The organism is Paenibacillus sp. GCM10028914 (genome assembly GCF_042666275.1).
GTDB lineage: Bacteria > Bacillota > Bacilli > Paenibacillales > Paenibacillaceae > Paenibacillus_AQ.
The window spans coordinates 297,711-319,215 of the sequence record NZ_JBHTFO010000008.1; the positions used below are offsets into that span (position 1 = coordinate 297,711).

The 21,505-nt window shown below is 43.1% G+C and carries 18 protein-coding genes and 1 riboswitch; of the genes, 7 read left to right on the forward strand and 11 right to left on the reverse strand.

All coding sequences use genetic code 11. From position 1 onward, the window contains the following. Positions 1-83: 83 nt before the first annotated feature. The 3 genes from ACFQV5_RS07805 (at position 84) to ACFQV5_RS07815 (ending at position 2,294) form a co-directional block, all read left to right on the forward strand. Positions 84-944, forward strand: coding sequence for an AraC family transcriptional regulator (locus ACFQV5_RS07805; protein ID WP_379245339.1), 861 nt, complete (start codon positions 84-86; stop codon positions 942-944). A gap of 181 nt (positions 945-1,125) precedes the next feature. Further along, positions 1,126-1,899: an FG-GAP-like repeat-containing protein gene (locus tag ACFQV5_RS07810; RefSeq protein ID WP_379245341.1), complete on the forward strand. Its 774-nt coding sequence runs from the start codon at positions 1,126-1,128 to the stop codon at positions 1,897-1,899. 77 nt (positions 1,900-1,976) lie between these two features. After that, entirely contained in the window at positions 1,977-2,294 is a 318-nt protein-coding gene (locus ACFQV5_RS07815; RefSeq protein ID WP_379245343.1) for a hypothetical protein, read from the forward strand. Positions 2,295-2,754: 460 nt separating this feature from the next. Here ACFQV5_RS07815 and ACFQV5_RS07820 read toward each other — a convergent pair whose 3' ends face one another. From ACFQV5_RS07820 to ACFQV5_RS07835, 4 genes are all read right to left on the reverse strand, one after another. Continuing rightward, positions 2,755-3,732, reverse strand: a complete 978-nt coding sequence (locus ACFQV5_RS07820) for a sensor domain-containing diguanylate cyclase (protein WP_379245345.1) — start codon at positions 3,730-3,732, stop codon at positions 2,755-2,757. A gap of 50 nt (positions 3,733-3,782) precedes the next feature. Next, complete coding sequence (locus tag ACFQV5_RS07825; RefSeq protein ID WP_379245347.1) at positions 3,783-4,580, reverse strand: alpha/beta fold hydrolase; 798 nt, start codon at positions 4,578-4,580, stop codon at positions 3,783-3,785. 144 nt (positions 4,581-4,724) lie between these two features. Next, entirely contained in the window at positions 4,725-6,005 is a 1,281-nt protein-coding gene (locus ACFQV5_RS07830; RefSeq protein WP_379245349.1) for an RCC1 domain-containing protein, read from the reverse strand. 172 nt (positions 6,006-6,177) lie between these two features. Continuing rightward, positions 6,178-7,137, reverse strand: a complete 960-nt coding sequence (locus ACFQV5_RS07835; protein WP_379245351.1) for a proline dehydrogenase family protein — start codon at positions 7,135-7,137, stop codon at positions 6,178-6,180. 130 nt (positions 7,138-7,267) lie between these two features. On the opposite strand from ACFQV5_RS07835, the gene pdxR reads away from it, so the two are divergent. Beyond that, complete coding sequence (gene pdxR / locus ACFQV5_RS07840) at positions 7,268-8,692, forward strand: MocR-like pyridoxine biosynthesis transcription factor PdxR (RefSeq protein ID WP_379245353.1); 1,425 nt, start codon at positions 7,268-7,270, stop codon at positions 8,690-8,692. 106 nt (positions 8,693-8,798) lie between these two features. Here pdxR and ACFQV5_RS07845 read toward each other — a convergent pair whose 3' ends face one another. From ACFQV5_RS07845 to ACFQV5_RS07855, 3 genes are all read right to left on the reverse strand, one after another. After that, positions 8,799-9,860: an LLM class flavin-dependent oxidoreductase gene (locus ACFQV5_RS07845; protein WP_379245356.1), complete on the reverse strand. Its 1,062-nt coding sequence runs from the start codon at positions 9,858-9,860 to the stop codon at positions 8,799-8,801. Positions 9,861-10,038: 178 nt separating this feature from the next. Continuing rightward, positions 10,039-14,508 (reverse strand): NPCBM/NEW2 domain-containing protein, encoded by a 4,470-nt coding sequence (locus tag ACFQV5_RS07850; RefSeq protein ID WP_379245358.1) that lies wholly within the window; start codon positions 14,506-14,508, stop codon positions 10,039-10,041. A 160-nt stretch (positions 14,509-14,668) separates the two neighbouring features. Continuing rightward, positions 14,669-14,755: riboswitch (cyclic di-GMP riboswitch) on the reverse strand. A gap of 260 nt (positions 14,756-15,015) precedes the next feature. Then, complete coding sequence (locus ACFQV5_RS07855; RefSeq protein ID WP_379245360.1) at positions 15,016-15,357, reverse strand: zinc ribbon domain-containing protein YjdM; 342 nt, start codon at positions 15,355-15,357, stop codon at positions 15,016-15,018. A gap of 216 nt (positions 15,358-15,573) precedes the next feature. On the opposite strand from ACFQV5_RS07855, the gene ACFQV5_RS07860 reads away from it, so the two are divergent. Both ACFQV5_RS07860 and ACFQV5_RS07865 read left to right on the forward strand, forming a co-directional pair. Next, positions 15,574-15,996 carry an SRPBCC family protein gene (locus tag ACFQV5_RS07860; protein ID WP_379245362.1) on the forward strand — a complete coding sequence of 141 codons (423 nt, stop codon included), beginning with the start codon at positions 15,574-15,576 and terminating at the stop codon, positions 15,994-15,996. Between the two features lie 41 nt (positions 15,997-16,037). Continuing rightward, positions 16,038-16,739 carry a Dph6-related ATP pyrophosphatase gene (locus ACFQV5_RS07865; RefSeq protein ID WP_379245364.1) on the forward strand — a complete coding sequence of 234 codons (702 nt, stop codon included), beginning with the start codon at positions 16,038-16,040 and terminating at the stop codon, positions 16,737-16,739. Between the two features lie 109 nt (positions 16,740-16,848). Here the strand turns inward: ACFQV5_RS07865 and ACFQV5_RS07870 are convergent, their stop codons facing one another. The 4 genes from ACFQV5_RS07870 to ACFQV5_RS07885 form a co-directional block, all read right to left on the reverse strand. Next, complete coding sequence (locus ACFQV5_RS07870) at positions 16,849-17,016, reverse strand: DUF4180 domain-containing protein (protein ID WP_379245366.1); 168 nt, start codon at positions 17,014-17,016, stop codon at positions 16,849-16,851. 39 nt (positions 17,017-17,055) lie between these two features. Then, positions 17,056-18,540: a protein adenylyltransferase SelO gene (locus ACFQV5_RS07875; RefSeq protein ID WP_379245368.1), complete on the reverse strand. Its 1,485-nt coding sequence runs from the start codon at positions 18,538-18,540 to the stop codon at positions 17,056-17,058. 192 nt (positions 18,541-18,732) lie between these two features. Further along, the gene (locus tag ACFQV5_RS07880; protein ID WP_379245370.1) at positions 18,733-19,473 is read right to left on the reverse strand and encodes a Bax inhibitor-1/YccA family protein; all 741 of its coding nucleotides are present in this window, start codon (positions 19,471-19,473) and stop codon (positions 18,733-18,735) included. A gap of 131 nt (positions 19,474-19,604) precedes the next feature. Continuing rightward, a complete protein-coding gene (locus tag ACFQV5_RS07885) occupies positions 19,605-20,339 on the reverse strand; it encodes a hypothetical protein (protein ID WP_379245372.1) in 735 nt (244 codons plus the stop codon). A 246-nt stretch (positions 20,340-20,585) separates the two neighbouring features. Here ACFQV5_RS07885 and ACFQV5_RS07890 point away from each other — a divergent pair, with 246 nt between their 5' ends. Further along, positions 20,586-21,479: a diacylglycerol/lipid kinase family protein gene (locus ACFQV5_RS07890; protein WP_379245374.1), complete on the forward strand. Its 894-nt coding sequence runs from the start codon at positions 20,586-20,588 to the stop codon at positions 21,477-21,479. Positions 21,480-21,505 lie beyond the last annotated feature (26 nt).

Consider the following 21,505-nt stretch of genomic DNA (forward strand, 5'->3'; position numbering starts at 1 on the left):
CTTTGTTTTTATCGTAATCGTGCTCAGGTTGGCAGGCCGGTTTTTCCCCCTTGTTCCCTATTAATCAAATGAGGTGATTTAATATGAAAGCGTCATCATTTGAATTCCCGTATAGTACGCTTTCCCATTCTCCTAGCGATATCGCCATCCGATTTATGTTTTTCGTTCAAGATGTTGGCTGGTATGTATGCAAACCCGATTATCGTATCAACCGCTCCTTATCCCACTATCAAATCAAATATGTGGTTAAAGGCTCCGGGTACGTGACCACACAGGATAGAACCTATAAAGTGAACGCTGGTGAACTATTCTTCTTGGATTTAAGTCAGACACATCAATATTATGCCGACCCGAACGATCCTTGGGAGTTGCTATGGATTCGATTTGGCGGAATTCAGAGCGCATATTATTTCGAGTTGTTACATGCTGCAGAATGCCCTATCTTTCAAGTTAGCAACGCTGAACAAACAGAGCTCCTTTTTAAGCAGCTCTATGATCTGTTCCAATATCGCCCCATCGGACTCGAATTCATAGCATCCTCCCTTATTACTCAGGTGTTGACCCAATTAATTATTTCATTCATGGACAATAACAGCGCTGATGCCATTTCCCTAGATATGGCCTATCCCATGGAAATACAACTCGCACTAGAGTTTATTGAAGCGCATTACCCTACGGATATTAAAGTGGAAGATGTGGCCCATTTCGTACACCTAAGTCCCTATTATTTCTCTCGTTTATTTAAACGCTATACCTGCCACACAGTCACCGAATACATCATCAAGTACCGATTGATCATTTCCAAGCAGCTTCTAAACACAACGGCAATGTCGATCGGCAAGATTGCACAGCATGTTGGCATCTGCAGTCAAAGTTATTTCTCGATGTTGTTTAAGAGGTATGAAGGAATTACGCCTAAAGAATACAGGCAATATATTCGGTGAACATGAGTTTCACTCGTTCTATCCGGACAGCACAAAAGCGCCCAGTACAGGGCGCTTTCTTATTGTCTTTCGCGCGTATTCCAGAAGGATCTTCCAGATAGTACAAACTGTAGAGCGGCACCCTCATCTGGACATTCGCATAGGCTAGATCATTAGAACCGTTCAGCAAGGAGACATGTTTATGGAATTTTTATATCCGAATACTTATTGCGACTATCAATTGTATCGGCCCACAACACCCCCCATCTTGTTAGATATGAAGCGTGGTGACGTTAACGGAGATGGTATCCTCGATACCGTGTATTTATTTGGCAACAAAGAGGATCCAACAAGCCTCTTTGCTGATCATATTACGCTCGGCATTCAGGATGGAGCCACACACAAATTAACGATTGTTCACCCTCCGCAAAATGCAGGATACAATGCAGGGCTGTTTCTTGGGGATTTTAACAAGGATCGGGTCCTCGATATATTGATCAGTATGGAGTCTGGAGGCAGCGGTGGATATGGCACCTTCTATATCTATTCATTCCTGCATAATGATCTGCGCATGCTATTTGATGTCCAGCGATACAATATTCAGCATCAATTTCAAGTCAATTACGAAGACGGATATAAAGTCAGCATCAGCAGTCCTCAATTGAACATCCTGTTTATCATCGATATTAGTACCAAGGGCTACGAATACTTATCCCAGTACTATAACGACCAAGGGAAGCTTAAGCAGCCCGTAAAGGGTGAGGTTCTTGCCTTGGCAGCTCTTTACCCGATCGTGACCGATATCAAAAGCATGAGTTATGACTTGCTTGCCTTCCAGCGGATCATTGGTACAACGAATGCAGATACACTCGGTTACGTTGAGAACCATCTATCTTGGAATGGAAATAACTTCGCATCTACAAGGCTGACCGTATCCGTCCCCGGAACAACCTTAATTACGCCTTACCTGAGTTAAACTTTCTAGGCACCCCCACCCTTTCATTCGCATATATTGCAAGCATGGATACCCACCCAGAGATGGAGGATTAATTAATGAGCATTCAGTATCAAGGCCATGGCCACAAGGAACATATTTTACATCAAATGGCACCTAGCCATACTCAATCCCTAAAGTCTACCCGCGACCACATCCACCATTTATGCAGCAAGCATATGAATCAACATATTCGCGTAGAAACGATCGACGGAGATGTTTTTGAAGGAATCATAGTCCAGTGCGATCGGGGCATATTGTATTTAAAACAGCCAATCGAAGGCGGTCATCGCGCATTCGGACCTAATTACTACAACAATGTTATCCTACCCCTTGTTCTGTATGAACTCCTCGTCATCACCCTGTTATATATCTGATTTTATTAGGTATTCCTCAGTCACTTAAAGTGCAACACGAATTTCTGAGCCTGTTTAAATTGTCGTGTATATCCTACTTCAAGGAGTGATCATTCATGGCATTTATGCCACCTTTCGGACCACAGGGACAACAGCAAGGTCCAACATCTCCACCCCCACAAACCCCTCCACCACAACCTATGGCTTCAACCTTTGCTGTTGACCCGGGCGCGATTTCAGGTTGTCTGTTCCGCATGACCTATATATGGCCAAAATTCGGAGCACCCTTTTGGTTCTTCCCTACTTTTGTCGGGCGCACTTCCGTATCTGGTTTCAGATGGACTGGGAGACGATGGGTTTACTCTGGATTCGATTTAAATAATATCAATTCTTTCTCATGTTATTAGGAATAGATAAAAAGACGCTCCTCTATAAGGGGCGTCTTTCCTATTCACCAAGAAGCTAAAGATCGCAATCGCGATTAGTTCAAGTCCACCATATGCGTAACTCGGTTTCTTCCATTTTCTTTAGAAGCATATAGCGCTTGGTCTGCCTTTTTCAAAAGAGTTGCATCGGAATCGTCTGAGGATATCGTAGAAATTCCAATACTCACTGTGATCTGTGTGATTGTCCAATCGGAACGAGTGACGGCAAGCCGGAGCTCTTCCGCTTTCGTCTTGGACTCTTCTACATCAGTGCCGGGCAAGATCAGCACAAACTCCTCCCCACCAAGTCTGGCGACCACGTCGTCTGGATGAGATTGAAGTTGTAAAATTTCCGCTAGCTCCTTTAGAACATCATCACCGGCCTGATGCCCCCAGGTGTCATTCACTTTTTTAAAATGGTCAATATCTATAATCAGTACTGAAACAGGCTGGCCTGTCTCAGCATATCGTAAAATCTGCTCTTCTAACTTTTCCTGAAAATATCTTCTATTCTTAAGACCTGTAAGCTTATCGGTTACAGACAACTCAACTAAGATCGCATTGTACTCCATCAACTGAGCCTGTTTCTGCTCAATTTCCATATGAATCTGCTTTAGCTTCGCCAGGGCTTCGTCCTTCTCCCAATATGCCGTTTCTATTTGCTTCTTCGCTGACCGTAGCTCCTGTTCATAATCAATACGTTTACTCATCTGTACCAAGATACAATCAATCATCTCTACGCCTTCAATCTCGAACCGTCTCCCATTTAGGATAAATGGAATCGACTGTCCCTGTTGATCTTTCAAACTTATAAATAATTCATCCACATGTCCATCCAGATTAATATATGGGTAAAAGTACGAATGAAAAATAAGTTTGTTTGCCGTAGACATCATTGATTCAAAATGCTTTTGCACCAAATCCTCCTGTGTATATCCCATCATATCCAGAAATGTTTGATTTACATCCGTTACGATTCCTTTCTGTGTAATGGAAACATATCCACAAGGTGCAAATTTCAGACGCTCGTCCATTTTGTTAGGGTATCCTTTCGATGCATACATAATCTAATCCGTATTCATAATTACTGAAGATATTCGCTAATGATAGCAACGGTTTCTTCCGGATGACTAATATGGGGGTAATGACCTTTGGCCTCCATCAATCGTAACATACTATTTTGTAAATTCCGATGTAAGTACTCTCCCACTTGAAGCGGTACAATGCTGTCATCAGAGCACTGCATGATCAGTGTAGGCACGGTAGAGTTAGATAGTTCACTCCGGTTATCCGATAAAAATGTAACTTCCGCAAATTCTCTTGCGATAACGGGATCTGTAGAAATGAAACTGTGCTCCAGCTCTTTGGTTAGCATCGGAAGCTCAGGATTATTCATAGCAATTGGCGCCAAGAAGCTGGCCCATCCTGCAAAATTCATCTCCATCATGTCCAGCAGCTCGGTAATATCGCTTTGCTCGAAACCTCCAAAATAATGATCGCCCTCATTTAAATAACGCGGAGAAGGACCGATCATGATCAGTTTCTCAAAATACTCCGGTCGCTCGATGGATGCAAGCATACCGATCATTGAACTTACAGAGTGGCCGATGAAAATAATATTATTCAGCTCAAGAGCCTCTATTACATCCAGTACATCCTGCACATAACCTTGCAAAGTACTATATCTCTCTGTCGTATATGAAGCTTTATCTGAATGGCCTGAACCTACATAATCAAAGAGAATGATCCGATAATGCTCTTGAAATGAAGGCACGATATATTGCCACATATTCTGGTCACACCCAAATCCATGCCCAAAAACAATCGTTTGTTCACCTTTACCGATCACTTTTACATTATTCCGTAAGATTACATCGCTCATTTCATATAACCCCTTTTATTAGCAACTTTCTTTTCATTCTGAGGGGAAGATATATAAATATCAAGTCTATCTTTCAATTCGATTCAAAGATAAATAAAATAGACTGCCCCTATGGACAGTCCAATTATTATCATTAGGATAAAGCTATATAATTAGTGCGTCATAGTTTATGTAAGTATCCTCTAGTATCCATTCCGTAACGTAACTACTGCGACAAATCATAAACAATTGTAGGTCTGATATCGCCGTGAAACCTTGCATATCTATCATCTTTTGCGCTGGAAGAGGGATGTTGTCTTCGCATATTGTCCAGATCCATCTCGATCCATGACTTGGGATTGTCGATTGGAGCTCACTGCCAGTGATGTTCGCATCTACTAAATAGTCATTCAAAGACCCCAGTCTTTCACCGTTAAAATATCTTCCTTCATCACTCGTTGGATCTTCGACGTAACCCCAGACCCATATTGAACCATCCCGCTTCATAGCTTGACTCTGCATATTACCAGCCACAATTTCCGTAAATACATGCTGACTATTACTCACTCTCTTTGCACAATCCCATATCATTTCATGGGGATAGTATTCAGCCATATAATCCATCCATGTATATAAATGACTCGTATACACCACGCTCTCAGAATTAAAGATGATTTCTTGCCCCCACGAAAGCATGATTTCTTCCTCTAATCTAGAAAAATTCATATTCTTATCGAATCCAAGTGCTCCGTTCCAATTCGCTCCCCAACCCCAGATCTGCCCATCTTTGTCGAGAGCAAGACTATGATATTGACCTGCCGAAATCGACTGGATATGATTCAAACATCCATCTTCTGTTGTTACCTGAATTGGCTGGGATTGCAGCTGCCCAATCCTATCAAATCCAATACCCAATTGACCTTCCTCATTATCCCCCCAAGCCCACACATAGCCCGCCTCATCAAGCGCCAAGCTAAATGTTGCTCCTGCGGATATCGCCACGATGTTCACCTCTTGCGGAAACACAACACGTGTTGCTGTATGAACACACTCTACTCCGCTCGTTAAACCAATTCCTAATTGTCCTTCTCGATTGCGTCCCCAAGTCCAAACCTGACCTGCTTGATCCAGTGCGATATTATGAAACCCTCCCGCTGAAATTGTTTTAATATTTGAAAGGATCTCCCCCTCTTCATTAGTTACGACTTTACAAGCAGCCTTTCCCATAGTCCGAGTTGCATTTCCAAGTTGCCCATGTTGATTGCTGCCCATAGCCATCACCGTGCCATCACTCAGCAGAACAAGGTTGTGGTCTGTCGCAGTACTAACCTCTATTACATTCAGATCAGAAGCTGGGCCTGATTTAGAGACGCCTCCTGCTGGAAGCAAACTGATCACAGATGTCTTGTCGAGAATGATTTTCCACTTTTTCTGGATTAAGGGCACTCATGTTTCACTCCTTTAATAATAAGCTGATATTACTATAGTTGAATGTTGTAGAGCCACATAGTGAGTATTGTCATAAGTGTTGTCATGTGACAACATATGGGCAAAAGAACTTGTATATTCTCTTTCTACACAAAAAAATATCGGTCATTGGACCGATATTTCTTCGCACTCAATATTTATTTTCCTCCACCTGGAGTTCTACCATGTCCGCAATCGCCCTGTACACATTCGGCGGATATTCGGAAAGACGGTGAAAGAAATAAAGATGCCATTTCTCACCGTACGTTAAGTACACCCTTGTAGGGTATCCCTTCGTTTTCATATTCTTCAAGAGCTCAGGGCGAATTCCGTACAACATTTCGAGCTCTGCGTTAGGTCGATCCCAAACACCTCGCTGCTCTAACTGCTCTACAATTACTGCATCATGCGTAGCTATGGAGATAGGCCGTCCTGTAGCAACCAGTCTTTCCGCAAGCACGATATATTTCGTATCCAACTGCTCTGAGCGTGGAAGTGCCAGCTCTCCAGGCTCCTGATAGGCCCCTTTGACAAGGCGAATCCGACCACGGCAACTTAGAATTCCCTCTAAATCTTGTTCTGTACGATGTAAGTACGCCTGCAACGTTATCCCTACATTTGAATACACTTCATTGATTCGTTTATATAGGCGGATAATCCGGTCTATCTTCGTTGACTCCTCCGCACCGATCATAATCGTCTTCCCCAGACGATTCGCTTCGCATGCCAGCTCGCTCAGATTCTCATACGCAAGATCTTCGTCAATCATTAATCCGAGATGTGATACGTCCAAGGATACCGTGGATGAAGCGCCGATATCACCCGATTCAAGAATAACCTGCATAATCTCATGCTTCACTTCATGCGACTGCTGCTCATCACTGATGTTCTCCCCGATATATTCCATGGATACTCCATAGCCTTTCTGAACGAGCTCTTGTCCTTTTGATACAGCATCATTTCTCACTTCACCTACGATAAATCGTTGCGCTGCCCGGAACAATAATGGATAAAATATATCCGATTCTTTAATGAAATGTCTTATTTGCTCATTGCGGGCAACCTTCTTTAACGCATTGGCAGCTAAAACACCTAGTTCATTCTCAGTCATATGACCCCTTCCCCCTATCGATTCGTTCTATTCCCCCGCTTCCAACACCCAATTTACCGTGTTAAAGTGGTTAATAACAGGATCACTATCGGCATATTTTTACAGGACCACTTTTAAGAAGGGGGATTTTATGACTTGGATTCCTATTGATCGAACTGCAGGCACTCCCATATCCCGTCAAATTTACAACCGCTTCCGGAGTCAGATCCTCCAAGGCGAATTACGAAGCGGAGAAAAGCTGCCAAGCACCCGTGAACTGGCTTCCAGCCTTCATGTTTCCCGAAATGTGATTGTGGAGGCTTATGAACAATTGCTAGCAGAAGGGTATATCGAGGGGCGTCACGGATCGGGGACCTATGTTGCTGATGGAACGTATATGGAGCTCACCCCCAAGGAACCTTTCATACCTCACCATTTCCCATCGGAACCTAAGCTAAAGACGAATGATCTGATCGATTTCCGTCATGGTATTCCTGCATTAAACTTGTTTCCCCGAAAACTATGGGGCGATCTTGCTAAGCGTATCTGTATGGAGAGCCCTGATGGAGCATTCGGATATGGTAATCCGGAAGGACGCTCAGAGCTTCGAATGGTCCTGACCCGTTATTTATATAAGACAAGAGGCGTCCTTTGTGACCCAGACCAGATAATCGTTACAACAGGAGCCACTCAGGCTTTATCCATGATCTCCAAGCTGCTTGCTAAGATCGGTTCTGACATTATCATTGAGGACCCCATTACCCATGAGATTCATAGTATATTTACACAGCCAGGAACTACAATCTGTCCGGTTCCCGTTGATGAATCAGGGATAAGACCAGATCTGATTAGAGAGGGCTTAAACCCAAGCTTTATTTATATAACCCCCTCCCATCAGTTCCCCCTTGGAGGTGTGCTTCCGATTCAGCGGCGCGCCCAGTTAATTCAGTATGCGGCCAAGACTGGCTGCTATATCATTGAGGACGATTATGATAGCGAGTTTCGCTATGAAGGTGCTCCAGTAAGCTCACTACAAGGACTAAGCCCGGAGCAGGTCATCTACATCGGGACGTTCAGCAAAATCTTGTCCCCTGCGTTACGAATGGGCTACATCATTCTTCCCAGGAACTTGATAGAGGCGGGCAGAGACCTGAAATGGCTCACAGATCTGCATACCCCTTCTCTTGATCAGCTTATCCTCGCCCGTTTCATAGATGAAGGGCATTTGGACCGTCATATTCTAAAAATGAAAAAAGTATATAAAAAGCGGCGTGACTGCCTGATCCACTCTCTTAATGACCATTTCGCTGATCAAGTTAAGATCATCGGCAACTCTACCGGACTTCATCTTGTCGCTGAATTTAGCGGGGTCAATTTCACACCAGCCTTAATCGATCAGATTGAGACGAGCGAAGTGAAGGTTTATCCTGTTCATGTGCATGCCATGGATAAGCATAAATACCGCCAACAAGTGATATTAGGGTACGGAAATTTATCGGAAGAAAGGATAGCGGAGGGTGTAAGGCGTCTATCGAATACTTTAGCTCGAAATATACATCAGAATATCGAAGCGTAGTGAAGCAGCTGCAAGCATATAAAGGCCATCCATAGAAAGGATGGCCTTTAATCATGCTGGAACTTATATCAGACTTGCTTTCGTATTCTTATCCATGTTGATGCGTTTAGGACTTCGGCTCGCCTGCCGCTTCCCATGCGGATATTTCTTTACGCACTAGCGGTGCTACTTCGGTACCGAGCAGCTTAATGGCATTCATGACATCGTCATGAGGCATGGTTCCAAGTGGTACATGCAGCATAAAGCGCTTGATACCGACATTTTTGCGAAGATGTATAATTTTACGGGCAACGGTCTCCGGATCACCTACATATAACGCACCTTCAAAGCTGCGCGCGAAATCGTAGCTGGAACGATCATAATGCCCCCATCCACGTTCACGTCCAATGACATTCATGCTGGCCTGAGTAGACGGGAAGAACTTGTCGGCTGCAAGTTCAGTGGTTTCTGCAATAAAGCCATGCGAATGTGAAGCTACTGTCAGCTTGGAAGCATCATGACCTGCATGGGCTGCCGCTCTTTTATACAGCTCTACAAGCGGTGCAAACTGCACCGGTTTTCCACCAATGATCGCCAGTACAAGCGGCAAACCCAATAGTCCCGCACGAATGACAGATTCCTGATTCCCTCCGCTCCCAATCCATACGGGTAGAGGCTCCTGCACCGGACGCGGATATACTCCCAAGTTATTGATAGCTGGTCTGTGCCCACCTTCCCAAGTTACCTTCTCGGACGCCCGAATTTTGAGAAGCAAGTCCAGTTTCTCATCGAACAGTTCGTCATAATCATTCAGATCATAACCAAATAGTGGAAATGATTCGATAAAAGAACCTCGGCCTGCCATAATTTCTGCACGTCCGTTCGATATTCCGTCCAGAGTAGCGAAATCCTGAAATACCCGTACTGGATCAGCTGAGGATAGCACCGTCACCGCACTTGTGAGCCGGATATTCTTCGTCTGTGAAGCCGCAGCTGCTAGCACCATAGCAGGAGAGGAAGCCGCATAATCTTTTCGGTGATGCTCACCTACACCAAACACATCCAGTCCTACCTGGTCAGCAAGAACAATCTCCTCTACCACTTCACGCAGCCGCTGTGCGTGACTCATTACTTCACCAGTGTGAACATCTGGCGTTGTTTCTACAAATGTACTAATTCCGATTTCCATGAATGATACCTCCTATATAATGATTTCTCGTAGTTAGCCTAAAATCCGAAATGTTTTAATAGTGGATATCTCCATATTGAACTATTTTATAGTTAATTTCAAATCGATAGCATTAATAACGCCAGTAAATAACCTATTAGATCCATAGATTATCTACTGGCGCTCATTCTACACCTGCTTATTTATTCTGTACCAAGTATATTAAGTGTACGTTATTGCCTTCAACGAGGTATGATAGCGAGAGTGTGTAATATCCTTTTTCCTCGTTTGAAAGATCAATTGCGAACTGATTAGGGTTAGCAGCCCATGTATTCACATCGAACATAATCTCTTTCAATGACTTGTTATGTCTAACTCCGGCAGTATACGGTACAACTTTATTTCCGTCTCGTCCTGTAACCAGGTTCTCAATTTCTACAATCGGCCCTTCCAATAAGCCTACTTCAACAAACTGAGGATCTGCGATGAGGTTTAATTGAGTTAAACCTTGCAGCGGAGAGAAATCCGTAACTCCATTGCCTGTAATATTTAGTGTTACTAAATTCTTAGCATACTCCATACCCGTCAGAGAACGTATTCTTCCTGTTGCATCCGTTAATGTGGTCAGGTTATACATATCACCTAACGTGATCTCTCCGGTGATCCCTAACGTCTTCTTGATGCTATCACTTAAGTATCTGTCCGGTATCGCAATCACCTGGGTCAAATCCACTTCAACTAAACCTTCTATTGCTGACATTAATGCTGCCACCGCAGCATCAATTTCGCCTTGGGTAACGGCAGGGTTAGCCAGAGCCGCCTCCGCATTCGCAATCTGATTACTTAATGCCGCAAAGCTCTCGGCCGTGTAACGCTCCGAATTTATAACCTTGGCTTCTGTAATCGCTTGTTGTAGATCCAGCGTGTAAATGTGATCTGCATTAGCAAAATGTAATTTGGCATTACCCCATGTTGCATGGTCGGATCCGATCCCATTACCACCATCGGTAACGACTAATTTAAGTTCTTTCGCACCGTTTATATCCACTTCGATGAATTTCTGCGGATCTTTGGAGTTCATGAGTCCACTATCAAATCTTTTCTCTCCGTCCACATAGACTTCGAAGCTTACAGAGCCAACTGATCCGTACATTTGACGGTCTACGCCTACATACGAGGTAAAGTAATCCATATTCTTATCACTTAAATCATATACGATCGTAGAATTCGCGTGCGCACCAATCCCTCTTTCGTAAGCCACTTCGCGATTATTATCATCCGTTAATCTTAATGCTCTACCACTGGTCGATAGATCCTTCTTTGGCGCTGTGTAACTGTTCTGAGTAGACTTCCATTCATAATCGGTTAGATACTGATAATCGTCCATGTTTACAACAGCAATTGTTCGAGTCTTTGTTACCGTGTTTCCATCACGGTCTGTTACCGTATACGTAATCTCATATTCCCCAGCTCGGTTAAAGTTAATGTGATCTTCTCCTGTTACAACCACTTGTGCCGTTAAATCCCCATCTTCGGAATCTTTAGCAGAATAACTTTCTCCCAGTGGGATTGCCTGACCTACCTTCGTCGATTTAGACGCCGGGATCGTAAGCTCAGGTGCACTACTTTGGATTATGAATTTTGCATCTGCCCATACCGTGTGGTCTGCTTCATTACCATTATCTTGTGCATTTGTAGTAACCAGCTTAATTTCTTTAGCACCCGTGACAGGAACCTGTACGAATTTATGCTCCGTTCCAGATCCGAATTTATCACTCTCAAATTTCTTTACTCCATCCACGTATACTTCAAATGTTGCAGAGGAGCGTTTTCCTTTCATTGCCTGATCGATGCCGATATAACTTTCAAAGAAATCATAGCTTTTGTTCTCCATATTGTAGATGACTTCAGAGTTTGCATGTACACCCAAGCCTTTCGCATAAGTTACGTCCAAACCTTGTCTAATAAGCGTAATTATGCTGCCAGCAGGCGCTTTATCTTTCTTGAACTCACTCCAGCCGACACTTGCTGATACTGCATTCAAGTCCGAGGCGTACACATAATCACCCGTTACAGTAACATCTGTCGTTTTGGTTTCTACGACTCCTGAACTCTTCACTTCATAGACAATTTGATAATTTCCCTTTTGCGTTAGATCTACATTACTCGATTTCACAACGACGTCATTCGTTATATCATTGCCCTGATACGTTGTTGCCTTCACATCGTTCAAAGGATCAAAAGCTTGATTTAGCTTCAGCGTAATATGGTCCTCAACAGATAGCACGGGTTTAAAAGCTTTAAATTCGACGGGAGTCAGCGTGTTTAGTGTTTTATCGTAGGCTACGACCTTATAGGTATAATTCACACTATGATCTACATTCTGATCCACGAATTTATCTGTACTCGTAAACCCTACTAATTGATCGTCTCTATAAACCTCATATCCTAGGAGATCTTCCTTATATGCCTTATCCATATTAAAAGTTAGTGTATTGGTTGCAGCGGATGCATTCATACTTATATCCGTCTTGATCGTAGCCGCTTGGTCTACAAATCCCGTTCCTTTGTAATTCACGACCGTGTTGTTTAAATACCATAGTTTCTTAGGAGCCGGATAGACCGCTACTTTCGCTTTGGTTTCAGAATTCACTGTAAAACCATGTCTAGCAAAAAAGCTGCTTAAATCTTGCCCTAGCACCTCTGAAGAAAGTTCAACGAGATACTGCTGCTTCGAGTTATCCCCGTTAGGAAGGGACAGTTTCCGTTCCCGATACAAGCTGTTCAGTTCATTCCAGTATCCAGGGTGAGCAAGCTCCAATTGCCAAAATGCACCTAGTCTTTCGGATAAACCCTGCTGACTCATAACGACTTTATTCTCTTCAATAACATATTTATAAATGTTCTCGAACGGAATTCGCTTATCTATGGAGTCATAATCGATAGACATCATCATCGATAACATATTGTTCGTCACTTCACCATATTCCCGTTCGCCAACTGCCATGCGATGCCCAATCTCATGCGTTAGTCCCCAACCCGGATAAGTTACCTTGAAATCAGCTAACATCAACGCTACTGTGCCGATTTGTATCCCTGTATGGTCACCCGCTGCATACATCGCTCCATAGGGCTGCATCAATCGAATATTTTCTCTGATAAGTTTGGGATCATGATTTTCACTACGGCCATCCAAACCATAGAAATCAAAGTTCTTCTGCATCCAATAATCATAGCCTGTTAAGGTCTCCATAGGGCTGCGGCCTTGTGTAACGAATTGCTTATAAGCTTCACTTGCCGTGCTGGTAAAAATGATGCGATCACTGACCATTTCAACAACATCAATGAGTTTCCGATCTTGAACATTCGGATGAGCAGCTTTGTCTGCATCAAGTTGTTGTTTGTATTCAGTTAAGAAGGACTTGAACTGCTCGGGATCTGTACTCTTGGTCATGAGAGGTATCTCTTGCAGCCCCTCAAATCGGATCCTTGGTGCCTCCCCTTGTTCTTCAGGTGTATAAGGATTGACGATATAGACGGGTCCACCTTTCGTTACAGGGTGAGCATAATTGTTATCTGTCGCGATTTCAGGCACCGTAATGGTGTTCTTGCCTGGGCGGAGCTGTACTCCCCTTGCCCAACTGGACCAAGATCCCTCTTGTTGGCTGAATACAAGAGATGGTAACTTATCGCTAGAATTCTTATCCACATCTACATAGACATTGATCTGATCACCAGGCATAGCAGCAAATCCTGTAGGCTGGTTATTCGTACCCAAACCGAATCTTAAGTTGTCTACCGCATGCTTTTTCATATTTCCATGTTGTTCTGCTGTAATGATCGTTCCTTCTAACTGAACCTCGCCGTTCACTATCTTTTTAGCTAAATCGAGAGATTCTTTCAGCATCGGATAGAGCGGATGTGCTTTAGCTGCGTTATCCAATTCGTTGATTTTAGCGACACTATTATATTCTGGTGCGACCGCACTCATCGTGTTGTCCGTAAATAGATTTTTAACCGCATCACGGACTTGATCTTCTTTATAAAAAACAAACTCTCCTGCGCTAGCCCAGTCTTGCTTTGCTTTTTTGAATACAAATTTGATTCGTTTAAACTCGGTAGAAGGAAACTGAATTTCAATAACATCTACGGTCGATCCTTTATATTCCCCCGATGTAACGAGCGTGAACTGACTGCCTGTATCGGAGGTTGATCCGTAAATATCAAACTCTTGTGCAAAGCCCTTACCTGGAGCCCCCGTTACCCTTGGCGCATATACAACTCGATTCAAAACAGCGGACTCATTAAACTGTACAATGACCTCATTCGTAAAGGTTGCGCTGTTCGGTCTGCCTGTCTCCCAGTGTGTCGCCATATCTCCATCGATCGCTTTATCGATCGAAGAGTTTGGATAGTTTCCACCGTTATTCGTGATCGATTTAATTTGGGTGCGCGCAAGTTTAAAAACATCATTATACGCACTAAGGAGCTCCTTACCGTATAAATCAAACGGAGTTACAGCCGCATTACTACTTGTCTTGACCTGGCTCTCTAATACGGTTTTCACTGCACTTAAGTTCTGAATTTCACTTGCCATAACAGGACCTACTCCACCTGAAAAGCTAGCTAGCATGGCTGCTGATGTTGCAATTGCGATCATCTTTTTCATACGATTTCCCCCTGGTAAGTTAAAATAAATATGTCATATGAACTAAAGAACGCATTAAAAAAACTACCCCGAAGAGTAGCCTGATTTCGCATAAAAGTTTCCATAAAAATTAAGACTTAATTTTTATTAAACCTTAAATAACAAAAAGCATAATATACTCTTTGGCAACTGGCTGACATCGTCTGATTAGACCTTAGTCCCTATAGCTTTGCGTCCCTATGTTTCCATAGGTTTGCCTATGAAGTTTTCCAATGTATTACAAACAGTAACATAGTAATATATTTTTACGCATGAATCGTTAGAACCATATCAAAACTCAGGTCATTTAGATTAGTCTCTGTAGTCTCCTACCCTCATTTTCATTACCTATATCCTATATACAACAAGAAAATCAGATTTCAGCATAATAATCGAATTCAGACTGATTTTCTCACAGTAAAAAAACCCTGTTCCTATAGTCCCATGAAAGGGATTTAAGAAACAGGGTGTTCTTGTAATTTATGGTATTTAAATCTTCTTAACAAATTCAGATTTTAACTTCATCGCTCCAAAGCCGTCAATTTTACAATCGATATTATGATCTCCATCAACCAGACGAATATTCTTCACTTTTGTTCCGATCTTCAGAACAGAAGAGCTCCCTTTTACTTTGAGGTCTTTGATCACGGTTACCGAATCGCCATCTTGCAGAACATTGCCGTTCGCATCACGGATAACTTTGCTATCCTCATCCGCTTCCTTCTCCGCTTCTGGGTTCCATTCATAAGCGCATTCCGGGCATACCAGCAGGATTCCATCTTCATATGTGTATTCTGAATTACATTTTGGACAATTAGGTAAATTAGACATTGATTCATCTTCTCCATTCCATATTCTATACTCATACAGTACATTCTAACATAGTATAATTTTCGTCCATTCCAAGGATAAGTACAATAATAAAGGACACACTACAGCTGTTAAACTAAGCTTTCCATACCGAGTTCGGGTTTATTCATAGCGCGGAAGCGTGTTATTATCGTGAATGGCACCCTTGGGTGTCATTTTATAATGGAGGTTAAATTTATGCATACACAAGATATACCAGAAATCCGAAAAACCGTTGTTGTTCAAGCTCCCGCTCAGAAAGTATGGTCCGCTGTTTCCACATCGGAGGGAATAGCAGATTGGTGGATGGCTAATACGTTTGAACCTATGGTCGGTTATGAATTTTTACTGCATGCAGGTCAATTTGGAGATTCACCTTGTACGGTAACCGAAGTCTCCCCTCTGAAACGAGTTAGCTTCAATTGGGGTAAGGATTGGAATCTTACTTTTGAAATAAAACAACTGGAAGGTGAACAAACCGAGTTCACGCTCATTCATTCCGGCTGGGATGCTGCAAAAGTGACCGAATTCGGACAACCACACGCTGCCATTCGTGAAGTGATGAACGATGGTTGGGAAAACATCATCAATAAAAAATTTGTCCCTTATGTAGAAGGTTAAATTCATATATAAACTTCATACTTTTAAGGGGATAATCATACATGCAAAATACAGATTGGAAAAACGGTGCGCACGGTCGAAAATTCATCGCTTCTTTTAGTGGAGGAAAAGATAGTGTCTTAGCTCTCTATAAAGCGATGCAATCGGGTGAAGCCGTGGGGCTCATCGTAATGCTTGAGGAAGAAGGAACCCGTTCCAGATCTCACGGCATGCCTCCCGAACTCATTTATGCCCAGGCAGAATCAATCGGTTTACCGGTATACACGGCAGCGGCAAGTTGGACAGATTATGAGCAAGCATTTATGGGGCTCTTGGCACAAGGTAAGAATCAAGGTGCTGAGGTGTTGGTAACAGGTGACCTCGATATGCCTGCTCATGGTTGCTGGCACGACAAGGTTACGAAGAATGCGGGATTAAAACTCGGAATGCCGCTATGGGAGATGGACCATAAAGAAGCTGTTGAGGAATTTATTAATCTCGGATTTACCACGATCGTAGTTACGGTAAACCTATCTTTAGGTATGCGAGAAGAGGATTTAGGGAGAATCTTAACCCATGAATATATAAAAGAGCTCGAGGAGCGAGGTATTGATCCATGCGGCGAAGGCGGCGAGTTTCATACAACCGTCATCGATGGTCCTATCTTTAAACACCCTATTTCAGTGCGCAAATGTGAGACGGTACAGCAGGGAGAATACGTCTTTTTGCCACTTAAGCTAAACTCCGAGGTCTATCCAAAGTAACATGAAAAGGCCCGCAGATCCTGAGCCATCGCCCAGGATCATGCGGGCCTTCTTTCTTAGATTTCGTATAAATTAAGTAACACTATGTAGCGCGCGAAGTGCATCTTCCTTATTGCTCCGTCACATTCGATTGGTTAATCATGATTTTAGAGCAATCCTGGTTATATTGAATCGAAGCCATCAAATCCATTGCGTCCTGAACATCATGTATGATGATGTCAGGACTCTCAATAACTGCAACCTTAGAATTTCCTTGTTGATCAACATTTATATTCATCTTCAAGCTCACCATCCGTAATCTTTTCATTGTGATTTACTAGGTTCCACAATAGGTACGATACGCACAGGACTGTTCAAACTCCGGTACGGCAGCATATTCTGCCTGTTCAGGCGAATACGCATAAGGCTGCGAAAGCGCACCAAGCAATCGTTCCATCACGCTGTAATCCCCCTGTTCCTCCGCCGCTTTCAGCGCCTCTTCCACCCGGTGATTCCGAGGAATAATCGCGGGATTACTACTACGCATCAACTCCTGCGCCGATGCCTTAGATTCCTGCTGCCGCTCAAGTCTAGCTTGCCACTGCTCATACCATGAAGTAAATTCCTCAGTACCAAACAGTACCGTATCCTCAGGCTGATCCAGCGTTAATGCCCCGAATGTATTCGTATAGTCTGTCCGATGCTTCTTCATCATGCCAAGAAGTTCTTTAATAAGAGCTTCATCCTGCTCTTCTGCATGAAAGATACCCAGCTTTGATCTCATTCCCGCAAGCCAGTGATTGTAATACAATCCGCTGTACTCTTCAAGCGCAGTCTCAGCTAGCTTAATGGCTTGCTCTTCCTCTTCATGCAGTAATGGCAGCAGCGCCTCCGCTAATCTTGAAAGATTCCACGCACCAATTGAAGGCTGATTGCCATAAGCATAACGCCCTTGAGCATCAATGGAGCTAAATACCGTCGCCGGGTCAAAGCTATCCATGAAGGCACACGGGCCATAATCGATCGTTTCGCCGCTGATCGTCATATTATCCGTATTCATTACCCCGTGAATAAAACCAACAAGCTGCCACTTCGCAATCAGAGACGCTTGGCGCTTAATTACTTCCTGAAGGAAGACGAGATAGCGGTTCTGACCTGTACTGAAATCCGCATCAGGATAATGTCTCTCCAAAGCATAATTGGCAAGCGTCCGAAGATCATCGGTTGTACCCGCTCCCCTAGCGTATTGGAACGTACCTACGCGCAGATGACTAGCTGCAACACGGGTTAAAATAGCGCCTGGTAATTCCCGTTCACGAGTAACGGGCTGACCTGTAGCGACCACAGCTAGGCTGCGGGTCGTAGGAATCCCCAGGGCATGCATGGACTCGCTGATTATATATTCGCGCAGCATCGGCCCAAGAGCTGCACGCCCGTCTCCTCCTCGGGAGTATGGGGTTCGGCCTGATCCTTTTAGCTCCACATCCATCCGCTCACCCTGTGGTGTGATCTGTTCACCGAGCAGGATGGCTCGCCCATCGCCAAGCATCGTCAAATAGCCAAATTGATGTCCAGCATAAGCCTTAGCTAGCGGTGCCGCTCCATCCGGAATCTGGTTGCCTGCTAACACGGCAGCTCCCTCATCGCTTTGCAGTGCCTCTGCATTTAGCCCCATAGAGGAAGCCAGTTGCTCATTAAACACCACCATTTTGGGTGCACGAACAGGAACAGGATTCTGCTTAGTAAAAAATAAATCCGGCAGCTCAGCGTAACTATTATCGAAGTTCCATCCTATATCTAACACTGATTTATCATTTGTCACTTGGTTCTCCTTCTTCAAGCATAGTTAATCATTTCATTATCTACTCTTTATATAAACATAAGTTGGACTCTTATAGGGTTTACTAGCGGAAATTTATTATTCTATTGAGCATTTACGACGCATGTCCTCACAAACACAAAAATCGCTGCCTAAGACATTCCTGGGCAGCGATTAATGGTGCAACTATACAATTTAATCCCGACTCGCCAGCTTCGAAAGCAAACGAATGATTTCAATATACAGCCATACAAGGGTAACCAATAAACCAAAGGAGCCGTACCACTCCATGTATTTCGGTGCCCCGCCACGTGCGCCTTCTTCAATAAAATTGAAGTCGAGTATGAAATTCAAAGCAGCGATTATGATGATAACGACCGAAATTCCGATCCCAATTGGCGTGCTGTCATGCAAATAAGGTACAGTCACACCAAACATTCCAAGTACAAAGCTAAGCAAGTAAACAAGCATAATACCTATTGTAGCTGCTATAATACCCTTCTTGAATCCAGCAGTTGCTTTGATCAGCCCGAATTTGTAAGCAAGTAGCATGCCTAGGAATATACACATGGTTAGCAAAGCGGCCTGCAAGGTAATTCCGTAATACAAAGATTCATAATTAGCAGATAGAGCTCCTAGCAATAATCCCTCCACTACTGCATAAATCGGCGCCAGAAATGGTGCTGTCCTTGGGGCAAAGCTGATAATCAGTGCGAGGATCAGACCCGCAATTGCTCCGCCAATAATGAATGGAAATACATCGTATCCATTAAAAAACATGACCCATGAGATGACTGCCGCTCCTATGAGCAGCGCTAATAGCATGAACGATTTATTCACCGTTCCACCAATTGTCATGACCTCTTGATCACTATAATGCCTACTCTTCTCAAATGTGTCTTCATTCAGTGTTGGATTTCCGCTACGTCCTAACAAATAAAATGCCTCCCCTACTAATATTATTTCTAGTTTAGCATATATTGGAATATTTTAGGATACCCCAAACACTATCCTATGATCAGCTATGTAAGATTATACCCTAGCACTCTAGAAACACCATCACCTGCCTAAATATTAAACAAAGCTATGCACAATGTAATGAACCAGATTAAAAAAGTTGCTCCACAAATGATTATTCCAGCGAAGTGAATTCGTAGTACCTTATAATCACTCTGTTTCGATCGGCGAATCCCAAAGAAGTCACATTGATGATTGATATAGATAAACCCACAGGCAAAAGCTAATCCAGATGTGATTGTTGTACCAGATGGTAAACTCATTACATATCTAGGGTTACCTCCAACCTCCAAGTACAGCATGAATCCGAGAGACTTAGAAAGCAAAAAAGTCATGATAATCATCATAAATAGAATCAACGGCAAGCTGAAGGGATGTTCTCTGTAATCAATCATTCGCAGGAATTTACGCATTGTATGGCCTTCGGGCTGCAGGTCTTCCTCAGCCATCTCTTTACCCTCATCATGCATAACGAATAGGAACCAATATCCGACCATCCCCAAGAATATCAATGGATTTATCAGTCTTAAAACCATACTAAAATCAAAAATTGAAATGATTACGAGTAAGACTAGAAGAATTACGAATAGTTTACTTCCAATGTCTGATCCTTGTCTCCAAATCTTATCGATAATAACCCGATTATCTTTGTCATTCTTTATCTGAATATCTCGCTTATCATTACGCTGAATGATCCAGTAAGCAATCGTCATTAGGCATATTCCGAGAAGCAAGTAAATCCATGCTTCTTTCGGATAGGCATCATACGTTTCATATGTATCCATGATCCAGAAACCATCCATAACAATCATAATCATTCCAACAAAAAAAATGTACGGAGCGGATTTATAGATAATGACTCCCCACCTCCCTCGTTTACTTCATGTTATCAGAACTTTAATCATTACCCTATATGAAGCATGTATATAGATACCTTTAAATTAATTCTTTGATTTTCTTTGTTTCCGTTTTCGGGTAAATAGTAAGTACCTTCTAGACTACTTCGAATACATATAGAGAGGAATATATGCATGAAACAGGCCATGATCATTATTAATCCCTCATCAGGTAAAGAAGAATCTCTGAATTATGTAGGAAACATACAAGAAACTTTGAATGAACAAGGATATGAGGTTACGGTCAATGAAACGCAAAAAGAACGGGATGCAACCCGCTTTTGTACTACTGCTTGCGAGCAATGTTACGATCTTGTCGTTTCTCTCGGCGGAGACGGTACGCTTCATGAAACCATTAATGGCCTGATCAATCAGGCCCACCGTCCGAAGCTAGGTATCGTCCCGCTCGGAACCGTCAATGATTTCGCCCGTGCATTACAGATTCCTCTCGATCCGGGCAGAGCAATTCAGGCTCTGACTTCTTCCAGAGTGAAAAAAGTAGATATGGGCTGCGTAAATGACCACTTATTCGTTAACGTCATTGCCGCAGGTTCTATTGCTGAATCGTTATCCGCCGTATCGTCAGATGAAAAATCAAAGCTCGGCGCTTTTGCCTATCTAAAGGAAGGCATCAAAGAACTGATGAACAACCCTGTGCATCCTCTGTCCATTCGCTATGATGAAAAGACATGGGAAGGGGAATCTCGGCTCTTTCTCGCCGCTCTGACAAACTCCGTTGGAGGGTTTGAGAAACTGGCGCCTGATGCGGCTGTGGATGATGGGCTGCTTCACTGCTTTATCATTAAAGATCTAGGTATATTCAGCACCCTTTCAGTAAGCCTCTCTTTGTTATTGGGCAGTCTGAAGGACCATAATGACGTTATATATTTTACTGCTAAGAATGTGACTATAAGCTCTTCAGAAACCATCCGTACCAATGTAGACGGTGAAGAAGGACCTGTCCTCCCCCTTAATCTCAGCGTTATGCCCCGGCATATTGATGTGATATTACCCGAACTAGAGGATTAGAGATATAACAAAAAGAGATGTCATAA

Coding starts and splice junctions, on each gene's coding strand:
- ACFQV5_RS07850 (WP_379245358.1), bottom strand. CDS start 14,508: ATGAAAAAGATGATCGCAATTGCAACATCAGCAGCCATGCTAGCTAGC.
- ACFQV5_RS07885 (WP_379245372.1), bottom strand. CDS start 20,339: ATGGATACATATGAAACGTATGATGCCTATCCGAAAGAAGCATGGATT.
- ACFQV5_RS07825 (WP_379245347.1), bottom strand. CDS start 4,580: ATGAGCGATGTAATCTTACGGAATAATGTAAAAGTGATCGGTAAAGGT.
- ACFQV5_RS07805 (WP_379245339.1), top strand. CDS start 84: ATGAAAGCGTCATCATTTGAATTCCCGTATAGTACGCTTTCCCATTCT.
- ACFQV5_RS07865 (WP_379245364.1), top strand. CDS start 16,038: ATGCAAAATACAGATTGGAAAAACGGTGCGCACGGTCGAAAATTCATC.
- ACFQV5_RS07855 (WP_379245360.1), bottom strand. CDS start 15,357: ATGTCTAATTTACCTAATTGTCCAAAATGTAATTCAGAATACACATAT.
- ACFQV5_RS07870 (WP_379245366.1), bottom strand. CDS start 17,016: ATGAATATAAATGTTGATCAACAAGGAAATTCTAAGGTTGCAGTTATT.
- ACFQV5_RS07820 (WP_379245345.1), bottom strand. CDS start 3,732: ATGGACGAGCGTCTGAAATTTGCACCTTGTGGATATGTTTCCATTACA.
- ACFQV5_RS07860 (WP_379245362.1), top strand. CDS start 15,574: ATGCATACACAAGATATACCAGAAATCCGAAAAACCGTTGTTGTTCAA.
- ACFQV5_RS07815 (WP_379245343.1), top strand. CDS start 1,977: ATGAGCATTCAGTATCAAGGCCATGGCCACAAGGAACATATTTTACAT.
- ACFQV5_RS07890 (WP_379245374.1), top strand. CDS start 20,586: ATGAAACAGGCCATGATCATTATTAATCCCTCATCAGGTAAAGAAGAA.
- ACFQV5_RS07845 (WP_379245356.1), bottom strand. CDS start 9,860: ATGGAAATCGGAATTAGTACATTTGTAGAAACAACGCCAGATGTTCAC.
- ACFQV5_RS07835 (WP_379245351.1), bottom strand. CDS start 7,137: ATGACTGAGAATGAACTAGGTGTTTTAGCTGCCAATGCGTTAAAGAAG.
- pdxR (WP_379245353.1), top strand. CDS start 7,268: ATGACTTGGATTCCTATTGATCGAACTGCAGGCACTCCCATATCCCGT.
- ACFQV5_RS07810 (WP_379245341.1), top strand. CDS start 1,126: ATGGAATTTTTATATCCGAATACTTATTGCGACTATCAATTGTATCGG.